This is a genomic window from Chania multitudinisentens RB-25 (genome assembly GCF_000520015.2).
In the GTDB taxonomy this organism is placed as follows: Bacteria; Pseudomonadota; Gammaproteobacteria; order Enterobacterales; family Enterobacteriaceae; genus Chania; species Chania multitudinisentens.
Map to the genome: position 1 here is coordinate 1,269,275 of NZ_CP007044.2, position 15,321 is coordinate 1,284,595.

Consider the following 15,321-nt stretch of genomic DNA (forward strand, 5'->3'; position numbering starts at 1 on the left):
AGATAGATTAATCAATAACCGACCGAAATCACGCTTTATGTATTAAATGAATTGCATGATAGACACAAGAACCGCTTTTCAGTTGGTGTAACCTCTTAAGAGTCATGCTCTTAATTTAAGGAAGAATGCCATGTTTGTACTTCCCAACCGTGACGTGATTAATCAGATTATTGCTGGCCATTATGCCGACCCTTTTTCTCTTTTGGGGATGCATGTAACAGAGAGTGGGTTGCAGATCTGTGCACTGTTGCCAGATGCTGGCACGGTGTGGCTGGTGGATAGCAAAACCAGCAAACGCTTGGTGCAGCTCAATTGTGATGATAGCCGAGGGTTTTTCAGCGCCATTGTGCCGCGCCGTAAGAATCTTTTTCGCTATCAGCTAGACGTTAGCTGGCGCGATCATCAGCAAATCCTCGAAGACCCCTACCGTTTTGGCACTTTGTTGCAGGAGATCGACAGTTGGCTGCTGGCAGAGGGCACCCACCTGCGGCCTTATGAACGGTTGGGCGCGCACCCTGGGGTGCTGGATAATGTGGAAGGTGTTAGCTTTGCGGTATGGGCACCCAATGCGCAGCGTGTTTCTGTGGTGGGCGAGTTCAACTTCTGGGATGGCCGGCGTCATCCAATGCGTCTGCGCAGAGAAAATGGGATTTGGGAGTTGTTCTTACCGGGTGTAAAAGCCGGGCAATTGTATAAATACGAGATCATTGATTGCTACGGCAATATTCAGTTGAAAGCCGATCCTTACGCTTTTGAAGCGCAGATGCGGCCAGATACGGCGTCATTGATTACACCTTTGCCGGAAGTGGTAAAGAATACGCCAGAGCGACAGCGGGCTAATGATTTTGATCGCCCAATCTCAATTTATGAAGTGCATCTTGGTTCATGGCGTCGCCATACCGACAACAATTTCTGGCTCAGTTATCAGGAATTGGCCGAGCAGTTAATTCCTTACGTCAAAGAGATGGGATTTACCCATATCGAGCTGTTACCGATTAACGAACATCCGTTTGATGGCAGTTGGGGTTATCAACCGCTGGGGCTATATGCGCCTACGCGCCGTTTTGGTACGCCTGCGGAATTCAAAGCCTTTGTGGCTGCGGCTCATGAGGCCGGGATTAACGTGATTCTTGACTGGGTGCCGGGGCATTTCCCCAGCGATGCTCACGGGTTGGCGAACTTCGACGGTACTGCGCTATATGAATATGCCGATCCGCGGGAAGGGTTCCATCAGGACTGGAATACGCTGATTTACAACTATGGCCGCCATGAGGTGCGTAACTATTTGGCAGGCAATGCGTTTTATTGGCTGGAACGTTTCGGTATCGATGGATTGCGTGTCGATGCAGTGGCTTCAATGATCTACCGTGACTACAGCCGCGCCGAAGGTGAATGGGTGCCGAACTACTACGGTGGTAAAGAGAATCTGGAGGCTATTTCCTTCCTGCGTTACACCAATCAGACGTTGGGCAAAGAGTGGCCTGGGGCGGTGACGCTGGCGGAGGAGTCGACTGATTATCCAGGAGTGACATTGCCACCGGAAGCCAACGGTTTAGGCTTCCATTACAAATGGAATCTGGGCTGGATGCACGACACGCTGGATTATATGAAATGTGATCCGGTACACCGCAAATACCATCACAACCTGATGACGTTCGGCATGCTGTATGCCTACACCGAGAACTTCGTGTTACCGATTTCCCACGACGAAGTGGTGCATGGTAAATGCTCCGTGCTGGATCGTATGCCAGGCGATGCCTGGCAAAAATTCGCCAACCTGCGGGCGTATTACGGCTTTATGTGGGCGCATCCTGGCAAAAAGCTGCTGTTTATGGGCAGCGAATTTGCGCAGGGGCGTGAATGGAATTTCGATTCCAGCCTGGATTGGCATCTGCTGGAAGGCGCAGATGGTTGGCATCATGGCGTCCAGCGTCTGGTTCGCGATCTTAACCATTGTTATCAGAATCAGGCCCCATTGTATGAGCGTGATTATCAACCCGGCGGGTTTGAATGGCTGGTGGTGGATGATCATGATAACTCGGTGTTTGCTTTTGCGCGTTATGACTCGCAGGGCAATGAGCTGATTGCCATCAGCAACTTTACCCCGGTGCCGCGCCATCATTATCGTATTGGCGTTTCCCGCCATGGAGAATATCAGGAAATCCTCAATACTGATTCGCATCATTACCACGGTAGTAATAGCGGGAATCAGGGGCGTGTGATTGCGGAACCGATCAATAGCCATGGCCGTGAGCATTCGATTAGCGTGATGGTGCCACCGTTGGCAACGGTTTATCTGTTGCGGGAGGTGTGATGATTGTACTGACGCCTGGTACCGCCGCGCCTTTAGGTGCGCATTACGACGGTAACGGCATCAATTTTACCCTGTTTTCTGCGCATGCTACGCAGGTGGAATTGTGTCTGTTCGATGCACAACACCGTGAAACTCGTTTGCCATTGCCTGCTCGCAGCGGTGATATCTGGCATGGCTACTTGCCGGGAGGCGAGCCGGGGCAGCGTTATGGTTTCCGGGTGCATGGCCCGTTCGAGCCGCAACAAGGGCTACGGTTCAACGCCAACAAGCTGTTGCTTGACCCGGCAGCCCGTGCGGTTGAAGGGCCGGTCGCTGATCATCTGTATCTGCACGGGGGCTATGACCAACCGGACTCTGAGGACAGCGCGCCGCTGATGCCGAAATGCATTGTGATCGACGAGCGCTACGATTGGGAAGACGATCGACCCCCGGCAACGCCATGGAGCAAGACGGTGGTCTACGAAGCCCATGTGCGTGGGCTGACGTTGCTGCATCCAGACATTCCGCCGGTATTACGCGGCAGCTTTGCTGCTCTTGGGCACCCGGTGATGATTGCCTATTTCAAGCGTCTGGGTATTACGGCGCTTGAGCTGTTGCCGGTGCAGCAGCACACCACTGAACCGCGTTTGCAGCGCCTGGGATTGATCAATTACTGGGGGTACAACGTGCTGGCGCCTTATGCGCCGGATAACCGCTATGCCAGCCTGAGAACCGGTATGACGCCGTTACGCGAACTCCGCGACGCGGTGAAGGCGCTGCATAAAGCAGGGATTGAAGTGATTCTCGATGTGGTGTTCAACCACAGCGCAGAGTTGGATATCGATGGGCCAACGCTATCACTGCGTGGCATCGATAATCCAAGTTATTACTGGCTTGAACCTGAAGGTGGCTACGTTAATGCCACCGGCTGCGGTAATACGCTGCGGTTGGATCAGCCAGCAGGAGTGACGTGGGTGATGGACTGCCTGCGTTTTTGGGTACGCGAATGCCATGTTGACGGTTTCCGTTTCGATCTTGGCACCGTGTTAGGCCGTACACCGGCGTTTGACCGCGATGCACCGCTGTTTCAGGCGATGTTGGCGGACGATACGCTGGGGCGTTGCAAACTGATCGCCGAACCTTGGGACATTGGCCCTGGTGGTTATCAGGTTGGCGCGTTTCCCGGCCGTTTTGCCGAATGGAATGACCACTTTCGTGACGATATTCGCCGTTTTTGGTTGCAGGGCGATCTGTCACTCGGTCAGTTCGCCCGGCGTTTTGCTGCCTCCAGCGAGGTCTTCAACCAACGTGGGCGGGCACCTTATACCAGCATTAATATGCTGGCGGCCCACGATGGCTTTACCTTGCAGGATGTGGTGAGTTTTAACCAGAAGCATAACCAATTGAACGGCGAAGGAAACCGTGATGGTAGTGACCATAACTTTAGCTATAACCACGGTGTTGAAGGCCCGAGTGCTGACAACGCCATTATACAACGACGCAGAGCCAGCCAGCGGGCGCTTCTTGCCACGTTACTCCTGGCTCAAGGAACGCCGATGTTGTTGGCTGGTGATGAACATGGACATAGTCAACAAGGCAACAGCAATGCTTATTGTCAGGATAACGAAACCACCTGGCTCGACTGGGCTACGGCGGACGATTCCCTCACCGCATACACTGCCGCGCTGATCCGCCTGCGCCAGCAAATTCCTGCTTTGCAGCGGGATGGTTGGTGGCAAGAGGGAGACGGCAGCGTGCAGTGGTTGAATGTGCATGGGCAGCCGCTCAGTGCGCAGGAGTGGGAACAGGGCGATCGGCTTTTGCAGATCCGCTTATCACAACGCTGGCTGCTGGTGATCAACGCCACGCCGCAAGCCGTTGAAATGACGTTACCTGAGGGGACCTGGCAGGCTGTTGCCCCCTTTATTCAGGACGATTCGCAGGCGGTTTTACCCGCCTGGTGCCAGGCTGCGCATTCGCTTTGCGTGCTGGTAAAAAAGAACAATTAAAAGGAGTCAGCTATGGTTAGGTTTGAGAAGAAAGACCCCCTGATGTTGGCGCGCCAACTGCCGAATAAATCCGTTGCCCTGATATTGGCTGGCGGCCGTGGTTCGCGTTTGAAAGATTTGACCTCTACCCGTGCTAAACCCGCCGTACATTTTGGCGGTAAGTTTCGCATCATTGATTTTGCTATGTCGAACTGCCTGAATTCGGGGATCCGCCGTATGGGCGTGATTACCCAATATCACTCGCACACGTTGGTGCAGCATATTCAGCGCGGCTGGTCATTCCTTAACGAAGAGATGAATGAATTTGTCGATCTGCTGCCTGCCCAGCAGCGCCAAAGTTCTGATGACTGGTACAAAGGCACGGCCGATGCGGTTTATCAGAACCTGGATATTATCCGCCGCTACGATGCGGAATATGTGGTGATCCTGGCTGGCGACCATATTTATAAAATGGATTACTCGCGCATGCTGATCGACCACGTGGAGAAAGGCGCGCAGTGTACGGTAGCCTGTATTCCGGTGCCGATCAGCCAGGCTAGCGAGTTTGGTGTGATGAAGGTGGATGATAACGACCAAATCCTGGAGTTCCTTGAGAAACCAGAGAATCCGCCAGCCATGCCGGGCGACCCGGATATGTCGCTGGCCAGTATGGGCATTTATATTTTCAATGCCCATTATCTGTTCCAACTGCTGGAAGAAGATATGGCAACGCCGGGCTCCAGCCATGATTTTGGTAAGGATCTGATCCCGAAAATCACTGCTCAGAAAGCAGCATGGGCACATCCATTTACTCTTTCCTGTGTGACTTCCAGCTCGGATTCACCACCGTATTGGCGTGATGTTGGTACGTTGGATGCCTATTGGCGTGCTAATCTTGATCTAGCCTCGGTGACGCCAGAACTGGATATGTACGATCGCGCCTGGCCGATCCGCACTTATATGGAACCGCTGCCACCTGCCAAGTTTGTGCAGGATCGTTCCGGTAGCCACGGTATGACCATGAACTCGCTGGTGGCGGGGGGATGTATTGTTTCCGGTTCGGTGGTGGTGCATTCAGTGTTGTTCTCGCGGGCGCGAGTGAACTCTTTCTGTACTATCGACTCTTCAGTATTATTGCCTGATGTGAACGTTGGCCGCTCTTGCCGCCTGCGCCGTTGCATCGTTGACCGTGCTTGCCAAATCCCTGAAGGGATGGTGATCGGGGAAAACGCTGATGATGACAGCAGACGTTTTTATCGTTCAGAAGAAGGCATTGTGCTGGTGACACGTGAAATGTTGTCAAAGCTGTAGGGATTCCGTTTGCAGAACTTGTGGGCGCAGCGAAGTGAGCTGTGCCCTCTCTCTCTTCGCAACGGAGTTTTTGCCGAATTTCAGGAGTGATGATGCAGGTTTTACACGTATGTTCTGAAATATTCCCTCTGTTGAAAACGGGGGGGCTTGCAGACGTAGTTGGTGCATTACCGGCGGCACAAATTGCCGAAGGGGCGGATGTTCGGGTGCTGTTACCGGCTTTTCCTGATATCCGTAACGGCATCCCGGATACTGTGCTGGTGGCGGAGATCGACTCTTTCGTCGGCCGGGTCGCTTTGCGGTTTGGCACCTATCACGGTGTGGGGGTTTATCTGATTGATGCGCCCTGGCTCTATGATCGGCCAGGCAGCCCGTATCACGATCAGGCGATGTATGCCTATCCAGATAACCATCGCCGCTTTGCATTGCTAGGATGGATGGCCTGTGAACTGGCGAAAGGGGCAGATCGCTACTGGCGGCCACAGCTGGTGCATGCACATGACTGGCATGCAGGGCTGGCCTGCGCTTATCTGGCGGCTAACGGTTATCCGGCGCGTTCTATTTTCACCGTGCACAACCTGGCCTATCAGGGGCTGTTCTCTGCCCACCATATGGCGGAGTTGTGGTTACCGCATGCATTCCTCAATGTCTATGGCTTGGAATTCTACGGACAGATGTCATTTCTGAAAGCCGGGTTGTTCTATGCCGATCATGTCACTACCGTTAGCCCTACCTATGCGCGGGAAATCACCCAGTCGGAATTTGGTTACGGTATGGAAGGGCTGCTACAGGATCGTCAACGGCAAGGCAGGCTGAGTGGCATTCTTAACGGTGTGGATGACCAAATCTGGTCTCCTTCTCATGATACCCGTTTGGTGGCGCGTTACGACGCCGAGCGCCTGAAAGATAAGGCGAAAAACAAGGTTCATCTGCAAAAAGCCATGGGGCTACAGGTGGATGATTCATTACCGCTGTTTGCCGTGGTCAGCCGCCTGACCAACCAGAAGGGGCTGGATCTGGTGTTGGAGGCATTGCCAGCGTTGCTGGCTCAAGGAGGGCAACTGGCCCTGTTGGGAGCCGGCGATGCCGTTTTGCAGCAGGCTTTCCTGGCCGCCGCGGCTGACTACCCAGAGCAGGTTGGTGTGCAGATTGGCTACCATGAGGCGTTCTCGCATCGCATTATCGGTGGGGCAGACGTGATTCTGGTGCCAAGCCGTTTTGAGCCTTGTGGCTTGACGCAGCTTTATGGCCTGAAATACGGCACGTTGCCGCTGGTGCGCCGCACCGGTGGGTTGGCCGATACGGTAGTGGACTGCGCGCTGGAGAATCTGGCAGACGGCACTGCCAGCGGATTTGTGTTTGATGATTGTGACGCCGTTGCGCTGGGTAATGCCATCCGGCGTGCTTTGGTGTTGTGGAGCCGGCCGAAGCATTGGCGCCATGTACAACGCCATGCCATGAGCCTGGATTTTGGCTGGCAGGTTGCGGCAAAAGATTATTTGTCGCTTTATCAACGCTTGTTGTAATTACGCACTTGGGACCGAATTGTTATGACTTCACCGTTTAGCTACACCTCACCTACGGTCAGTGTTGAGGCGCTGAAACACTCAATCGCCTATAAGCTGATGTTTATTATCGGCAAAGACCCTGCTATTGCCACCCAGCACGACTGGCTTAACGCCGTGCTGTTTGCGGTGCGCGACAGGATGGTGGAACGTTTTCTGCGATCTAACCGCGCCCAACTCTCGCAGGACGTGCGGCAGGTCTATTACCTGTCGATGGAGTTTCTGCTGGGCCGTACATTATCAAACTCATTGTTATCTATGGGGATTTATCAGGACATTGAAAACGCTCTGAATGAAATGGGGCTGAACCTGAGTGAGTTGCTTGAAGAAGAAAACGATCCCGGCTTGGGCAATGGCGGCCTGGGGCGTTTGGCGGCCTGTTTCCTTGATTCGCTTGCTACGCTGGCGCTGCCGGGGCGGGGTTACGGCATCCGTTACGAATACGGCATGTTCAAACAGAACATCATTAATGGTCAGCAAATGGAATCGCCAGATTACTGGTTGGAATACGGTAATCCCTGGGAGTTCCCACGGCATAACACCCGCTATAAAATCCGCTTCGGTGGGCGTATCCAGCATGAAGGTGCGAAAGCACGCTGGGTGGAAACCGAAGAGATTGTGGCCACCGCCTATGATCAGGTGATCCCGGGTTTTGACACCGATGCTACTAACACGCTGCGTTTGTGGAGTGCTCAGGCCAGTAATGAAATCAACCTGGGTAAATTCAACCAGGGTGACTATTTTGCCGCCGTGGAAGACAAAAACCACTCCGAGAACGTATCGCGCGTGCTCTACCCGGATGATTCCACCTATTCCGGGCGTGAACTGCGCCTGCGCCAGGAGTATTTCCTGGTGTCGGCAACGGTGCAGGATATCCTCAGCCGTCACTGGACGATGCACAAAACTTTCGACAACCTGGCCGACAAAATCGCCATCCACCTTAACGATACCCATCCGGTCTTGTCCATTCCTGAACTGATGCGCTTGCTGATTGATGAGCATAAATTCAGTTGGCTTGACGCCTGGGCGGTGGTGGAGAAAGTGTTCTCCTACACCAACCACACGCTAATGAGTGAGGCGCTGGAGACATGGCCAGTCGATATGCTGGGCAAAATTCTGCCGCGCCATTTACAGCTGATTTTTGAAATCAACGATCATTTCCTCAAGCATGTTCAGGAAGTGGTGCCAGACGACAATAAACTGTTGGCGCGTGTTTCTATTATTGATGAAACCAATGGCCGCAGGGTGCGTATGGCATGGCTGGCGGTGGTGGCGAGCCATAAAGTGAATGGTGTTTCTGCGCTGCACTCTGAGCTGATGGTGCAATCCCTGTTTGCCGATTTTGCTCAGGTATTCCCGGATCGTTTCTGCAATAAAACCAACGGGGTTACGCCGCGCCGCTGGTTGGGCCTGGCCAACCGGCCACTGTCTGAAGTACTGGATGACAGTATTGGTCACAACTGGCGTACCGATCTCAGCCAACTCGGTGAAATCAAACCTAATGTGGATTACCCCAGTTTTTTGCAGGCGGTACAGGCGGCCAAGCGCCAGAACAAAGAGCGCTTGGCGAGCTATATTGCTAAAAAACTCAATGTAGTGGTGAATCCAGACGCGCTGTTTGACGTACAGATCAAGCGCATCCACGAATATAAGCGCCAACTGCTTAACGTGCTGCATGTGATTACCCGCTACAACCGTTTGCTGCAAGATCCAGACACCAAGCGTGTACCACGCGTAGTGATTTTTGCTGGTAAAGCGGCTTCGGCTTACTACGCTGCCAAACAGATCATCCGTTTGATCAACGACGTGGCGAAAGTGATCAATAACGATCCGCGGGTGCACGATGATCTGAAAGTGGTGTTCATTCCTAACTACGGCGTGAGTCTGGCGCAGATGATCATTCCTGCGGCGGATCTTTCCGAACAGATCTCGCTGGCGGGGACGGAAGCATCAGGGACCAGCAATATGAAGTTTGCACTTAACGGTGCGCTGACCATCGGCACCTTGGATGGTGCTAACGTCGAAATGCTGGAGCATGTCGGGGAAGATAATATTTTCATCTTCGGCAATACCGCTGAGCAGGTGGAAGATTTGCGCCGTACTGGCTACAACCCGCGTCAGTATTTTGAGCAGGATGCTGAGTTGCATCAGGCACTGACGCAGATTGCTACCGGTGTGTTCAGCCCGGAGGAACCACAGCGCTACAGCAACCTGTTTGATTCCTTGGTTAATTTGGGCGATCACTACCAGTTATTGGCTGATTACCGCAGCTACGTCGATACACAGGATAAAGTGGATGAAGTGTATCTCAATCAGGACGATTGGACGCGGCGTGCGGTGCTGAATATCGCCAATATGGGCTATTTCTCGTCGGATCGTACTATTCAAGAGTACGCGGACGAGATCTGGAACATCAAGCCGATCAAGTTGTAGTTACTCAGGGCCGGATCAGCGGCCATTGGGTGGGAGCAGAGGCTCAGCGTGCTGAGCCTTCTTTTTTAGGTTTGTGTTTTAAGACGCCAGCGACAGTGCTTTGGTTTTTGCCTGTTCTGCCAGCCAGGCTTTTACCCGCGCCTGTTGTGCTGCGTTGAGCCACATACCCAGCTTGGTACGGCGCCAGATGGCATCATCCAGCTCAACGACCCACTCTTTTTCCACCAGATAGTTCAGCTCCGCTTCATATAAACCGTGGCCGAAATCTTCACCCAGCTCGCTCAAGCTAGCCACATTAGCCAGGATCAGTTCGCTATGGCTACCATAAGTGCGGGCATAGCGGCGAGCCAGCGATTCTGGCAGCCAGCCATGTTGGCGGCGCAGCTTGGCGGCATAGCTGTCACGATCGCCACCGATATCTCCACCGGGCAGTGAACCGTTTTTGGTCCACGCAGAACCAGCGCCTGGGTAGTAGTGCGCCAGTTTCTCCATGGCGTGTTCGGCCAGCTTGCGGTAAGTGGTGAGTTTGCCGCCGAACACGGAAAGCAGCGGGGCCTGGCCCTGGTCATCATGCACATCCAGCGTGTAGTCACGGGTGATCGCCTGCGGTGAGTCCGATTCGTCATCGCACAGCGGGCGCACGCCGGAGTAAGTCCAGACGATATCGTCACGGCCCAGCTGTTTCTTGAAGTGATCGTTATACACTTTCAGCAGATAGGCGATTTCATTGTCGTCGATCTTCACATCTTGTGGATCGCCGTGATATTCCACATCGGTGGTACCGATGATGGAAAATTCATCCAACCAAGGAATAACAAACACGATACGGTGATCTTCGTTTTGCAGAATATAAGACTGCGGTTGGTTATGCGCTTTCGGTACTACAATGTGGCTGCCTTTGATCAAACGGATACCGTAAGGTGATTTGAGTTGCAGGCCATCGTCAAAGAAATGTTTCACCCATGGGCCAGTGGCATTGACCAACCCCTTGGCGCGCCAGATAGAGGTTTTGCCGCTGTCGATATCGGTGGCTTCCACTATCCACAGGCCATTTTCACGCCGGGCACGGGTAACTTTGGTGCGGGTGCGAACTTCCCCCCCATGTTCCACCACTTTTTGCGCATTCAGGACGACCAGACGAGCATCGTCTACCCAGCAATCAGAATATTCGAAACCGCGCTTTAATTCCGGCTTCAGCACTGATTCTGGTCCAAAGCGCAAACCTTTACTGCCCGGCAGGCTGGTGCGTTTACCCAAGTGGTCGTACAGGAACAGACCGGTACGAATCATCCATGCCGGGCGCAGATGTGGCTGATGCGGCAGGCGGAAACGCATCGGGAAGGCGATATGCGGTGCCAGCTTGAGCAGCACTTCACGTTCGGCCAATGCTTCACTCACCAGGCGGAATTCGTAGTGTTCCAGGTAGCGCAGACCACCGTGGATCAGTTTTGAACTGGCGGAAGACGTAGCGCAGGCCAAATCTTGGGCTTCCAGTAGCAGAACGGATAACCCGCGCCCGGCCGCATCTGCTGCGATGCCAGCACCATTGATACCGCCACCGATAACGATCAGGTCTTTGGTTTCCACGTCAACTTCCTCCAGATGTTCGAAATAGCTCTTTATTGTTCGTTTTCGCTCATTATTGTAATCAAAAACCAACAAACAAGCCAAGAGTTAACCAAACAAAAACATTTTTGCGTGATAGAGGTAACGCTTCGGCGGCGGTAGGTAGATAAATTGAAAGGGGAATTATTGTGAATTACCGCCCTATCCTTAGTGGAAAGGGCGGAGGAAGGGGATTAGCAGAGCTCTAACTGTACGTCGTACTGTTCAATAATCTTCATCACGCTCGGCGGTGGTGCCTGATCGGTAAACAGATAATCAATCAGGTTCATATTGCCCAGGTTAACCATCGCGTTACGGCCGAATTTAGAGTGGTCGGTCACTAGCATCACGCAGCGGGAGTTTTCGATAATGGCGCGTTTGGTACGCACTTCGTGATAATCAAATTCGAGCAGTGAGCCGTCCATATCAATGCCGCTGATGCCAAGAATGCCGTAATCCAGGCGGAATTGAGAAATGAAATCCAGCGTGGCCTCACCCATGATGCCGCCGTCGCGGGTACGTACTTCGCCCCCCGCCAGGATCAGGCGGAAATCCTCTTTGGCGGTGAGTAAGGTGGCAACGTTCAGGTTGTTGGTCACCACGCGCAGGTTCTTATGATTCATCAAGGCATGGGCCACGGCTTCCGGGGTGGTACCGATATCGATAAACAACGTGGCGCCATCGGGGATCTGGCTGGCGACGCGTTGGGCGATACGCGCTTTCTCTTCTGACCACATCACTTTGCGATCGTTATAGGTGGCATTAACCGAACTGGATGGGAGCGCTGCACCGCCATGATGGCGTTGTATCTTGTTTTTATCGGCCAGGTCATTCAAATCACGGCGAATGGTTTGCGGGCTTACGTCAAAGTGCTCAACCAACTCTTCCGTACTGACGTAACCCTGTAGACGCACTAATTCGATAATGGCGTCATGACGCTGCGTTTGCTTCACGTTAATCCCCTAATACGCTTGGTATACCTGCCATCTTTCAAGCCACAACGCATTGGCAGCCGCTTGAAACGATGGGGTAGAGGTCGCTGATTGTTATTGTTCGTTGCGCGCACGCTGGCGCGTATCCCAGAATGCCATCAATAACCCTAAAATTAAACCGGCTATATGTGCTGCATTGGCGATCGACATTCCTAAAATATCGAAATAGCCCGCGACCAGCCAGAGCACAGAGAACACCATCAAGCCTCGCGGCAGATTGATGCCGCGTTCCGGTGCACGTTCACCGCTCAGCCAGACGTAACCCATCAGTGCGTAAACCACGCCGGAAAGCCCGCCAAACAGCGCGCCGCTAAACAAAGATTGCGCCCAACCGCTGAAAAAGGCTGAAACGACGGCGATCACAAACAGCTTGCCAGTGCCGAGGCGCTTTTCTACCGGGCCACCCAGATACCACCACCATAACAGGTTGAAGGTAATGTGCAGCAGCGAGAAATGCAGGAAAGCGTGGCTGAACCAGCGCCACAGCTGGCTGTATTGTGAGCTGTTCTGCGGCCAGGAAAGCCAGTACATTACCACGTCATTGCCCAGTAGCTGCATCAGGATATACACCAGAATACACAGTGAGATAACCGTGAGCGTCAGCGGCCCGGCTTTGCTGCGGATAATGTGCAGATAAGAGAATTGCTGGTAGTGCAAACCCGCCTCGGTATTACCAGCTTGCCAGCTTGCCGCCTGATAGCGGCGGTTGAGGGGATCGCGCTGGAACAGGTGCAACTCATGCTGCACCTGTTCCAGATGAGCATTATCAGCCAGCCAGATTTCTGCTGCCTCGCCGGTATTGTGGACCTCAAGCTTGATGCCTTGTGTTGCCATGTAATCGACAAAGGCCTGTGCCAAACGAGGGTTGGATACGGCGATCACTCGAACCATAGATTTTCCGTCTCAGTAAATGATTTTGGCTGCGGGTGTTCTCATTTAGTGCAGCGTTGATGGTTGATTATACCGTTGAAATCCTGCGGGTAGGGAATGGATCTGCAAAAAACGGTTGGCGTGTTCATGATCTTGGGTGGGTATGCTGCTCTTTGATGTTCCGCGGCCTTACCAACCTAGGGAGCCGCTTGGAAAACGGATCTTATGCTAAACCTGTTTTTGTACAGGTTGACATCAACGGTGCGCAATGGCGATAGGTGATTCATTAATCTGGTTCCCCTTTCGTTTTAACGAGATATTGCCTTTGAGTTATTTATACACCACTGGCCAAGCTCTGTTTTGGCCAGTGGTGGCGAGTTATTTACGCTCTATGGAAGCAACGGTAACAGGAGATCCTTCCAGTGGGTATGTCCAAGACACGTTGGTATCACCATTGATGACATACGGCCCTGCTTCCCATTTAAGCAATACTGCTTTGGTTTCTGTCGAATCCTCTGTAAAGACAAGCTGTGTCCAAATAAAGTTTCCAGGAGCAAAAGCTGACTTCTCAATATCCGCAGGCATGGTGTTATTTACCGGCACGGGAATATCGGCAACGCGCTCACCCGTTATTGGATCCAAATAAAGCATGTGTACTTTAAACTGACACATGTATTGGATACCGAGGTAATTCCCTATGGGTTTAGCGCCTTCATGAGTATCAAGAAAACCGGAGTCAACAATATTGTTTGCAAGGTCATATCGGCCAGTCCACGCAGAGACTTGTTTCAATATCCAGCCATTGCCTGTGGCTGAGCCGCTGGGGCGGGCTATAAATAACTGCGTGGTTTTTTCATTATTGTCAAAAGAGTATTTAAAATAAGATACAACAGGCCTGCCTTCAGCGTCGAAACCCAGACCCATTCCGCTATTGTTCAGCATCCCCCCACCCATTGGAATAGGATCGACCACTGTGCGCGTATCTCCGTACATAAAAGCGATGTTTGATACAACATCACCTTTAACGTTTTGCCAAACATGCATATCGTCACTGACAACATAGTGGATTTCAGAGTTTGAATCAGCACTCTCACCACCACGCCAGGTCCAGATCATATGATAGCGACCATCCGGCCCTTTTTTCGGCACGCTAGGGTAGGCACTTTTGGATGGATTTGTATACCACCCACCAAAAACCTTTGCCAGGCCTTGGTATTCAGTCTTCGGATCCCATAACTCCCAAACGCGTTTCGCTGCGTTAAACTGATAAATATTGGTATAGGCAGCTCCAGGCAAGCCATTCTGGTAACGGAAGAACAACTGTCCATTCTCGCCCGTATAGAATGTAGGGTAACTCACCCATGCTTCAAAAGACTTATCCTTATCTTTCCACTGCGGGATCATGCCTGTACGAGTCAGCGTTGAGAGTTCACCGGGAGTGGTTGTTACCCAATAATTAAGCTTGTCGGAAAAACGCAAACGAGCAGCGACATGCAGATTACCATTCGTATCTACAGCCATCGCAACGTTGGAGTGTGAATCATGTTCAAGCTTTTCCCCCATCGGTATGATCGTCCAACTCACCTCGTGAGCGGTACGTTTAGCGACGGTAAATTCCTTATTTTCATCGAAATAACCGATATATTTAGTATCACCGTATTCGGCAATTGATGGGTTGGTTGCATATCCGGCCCACATTTTAGCCTGGTGACCAGATTCATCGGCAACCGTTTCAATAGCTGTCACAACCCATGGTTTTTGGGGTTGGATAGCAAAAGCTTCCTGGTTTTCGAACGCGCATGAAATATTGCTACGTGTTCTCTCCGTCTCCTCAGCGACAACGGCACCACTCCAGATTGTTGCTATCAAAGCTATTCCCAGAATCTTGGCACTGTAGGTAGTATTATTTTGTTTTCTTTTGCGTACCTCGAACAAACTCAGCATCACTTTATTCATATTAATTCCTTTTTTGGCACTTTCCTGCTGCATTATGGATTTAGACATTCAGAATGTAGTTTACTGTTGCTAAAACCTTGGCCGTACCACGCCGATTTTATTGAATTATTTTGATTCCATGAATTCAGACAGCTAGCCTTTTTTAGCCTGTAAAGCATAGTAGGTTATTTCTGCCTCTACAAATAACGCTATAGACTTTACTTTAAGGTACGGTAAACATTCCTTTTTCTACTGAGTGAGCTTGCAAAAGTGAGCAGATTACCGAAGTCATCAACGCTAAATTTAGCTGCCTATTATGCGCATAATTT

Annotated in this window: 9 protein-coding genes; 5 read left to right on the forward strand and 4 right to left on the reverse strand. The window is 52.0% G+C overall.

Going from position 1 to position 15,321, the window contains the following annotated elements; genetic code table 11:
• Window positions 1-130 precede the first annotated feature (130 nt).
• From glgB to glgP, 5 genes are all read left to right on the forward strand, one after another.
• On the forward strand, window positions 131-2,314 hold the full coding sequence (glgB, locus tag Z042_RS05480) for a 1,4-alpha-glucan branching enzyme (RefSeq protein ID WP_024914363.1): 2,184 nt from the start codon (window positions 131-133) through the stop codon (window positions 2,312-2,314).
• Window positions 2,314-4,302: a glycogen debranching protein GlgX gene (glgX, locus tag Z042_RS05485; RefSeq protein WP_024914364.1), complete on the forward strand. Its 1,989-nt coding sequence runs from the start codon at window positions 2,314-2,316 to the stop codon at window positions 4,300-4,302. Before glgB ends, glgX begins: the two co-directional genes overlap by 1 nt.
• 12 nt (window positions 4,303-4,314) lie before the next feature.
• Window positions 4,315-5,592 (forward strand): glucose-1-phosphate adenylyltransferase, encoded by a 1,278-nt coding sequence (glgC, locus tag Z042_RS05490; protein ID WP_024914365.1) that lies wholly within the window; start codon window positions 4,315-4,317, stop codon window positions 5,590-5,592.
• A 92-nt stretch (window positions 5,593-5,684) separates the two neighbouring features.
• The gene (gene glgA / locus Z042_RS05495; RefSeq protein WP_024914366.1) at window positions 5,685-7,118 is read left to right on the forward strand and encodes a glycogen synthase GlgA; all 1,434 of its coding nucleotides are present in this window, start codon (window positions 5,685-5,687) and stop codon (window positions 7,116-7,118) included.
• Between the two features lie 24 nt (window positions 7,119-7,142).
• Window positions 7,143-9,590 carry a glycogen phosphorylase gene (glgP, locus tag Z042_RS05500; RefSeq protein ID WP_024914367.1) on the forward strand — a complete coding sequence of 816 codons (2,448 nt, stop codon included), beginning with the start codon at window positions 7,143-7,145 and terminating at the stop codon, window positions 9,588-9,590.
• 78 nt (window positions 9,591-9,668) lie between these two features.
• Here the strand turns inward: glgP and glpD are convergent, their stop codons facing one another.
• The 4 genes from glpD to Z042_RS05520 form a co-directional block, all read right to left on the reverse strand.
• Entirely contained in the window at window positions 9,669-11,177 is a 1,509-nt protein-coding gene (glpD, locus tag Z042_RS05505; protein WP_024914368.1) for a glycerol-3-phosphate dehydrogenase, read from the reverse strand.
• Window positions 11,178-11,389: 212 nt separating this feature from the next.
• A complete protein-coding gene (locus Z042_RS05510) occupies window positions 11,390-12,148 on the reverse strand; it encodes a DeoR/GlpR family transcriptional regulator (protein WP_024914369.1) in 759 nt (252 codons plus the stop codon).
• Between the two features lie 93 nt (window positions 12,149-12,241).
• Window positions 12,242-13,078, reverse strand: coding sequence for a rhomboid family intramembrane serine protease GlpG (gene glpG, locus Z042_RS05515; RefSeq protein ID WP_024914370.1), 837 nt, complete (start codon window positions 13,076-13,078; stop codon window positions 12,242-12,244).
• Between the two features lie 357 nt (window positions 13,079-13,435).
• Window positions 13,436-15,013, reverse strand: a complete 1,578-nt coding sequence (locus Z042_RS05520; protein ID WP_024914371.1) for a BNR repeat-containing protein — start codon at window positions 15,011-15,013, stop codon at window positions 13,436-13,438.
• Window positions 15,014-15,321 lie beyond the last annotated feature (308 nt).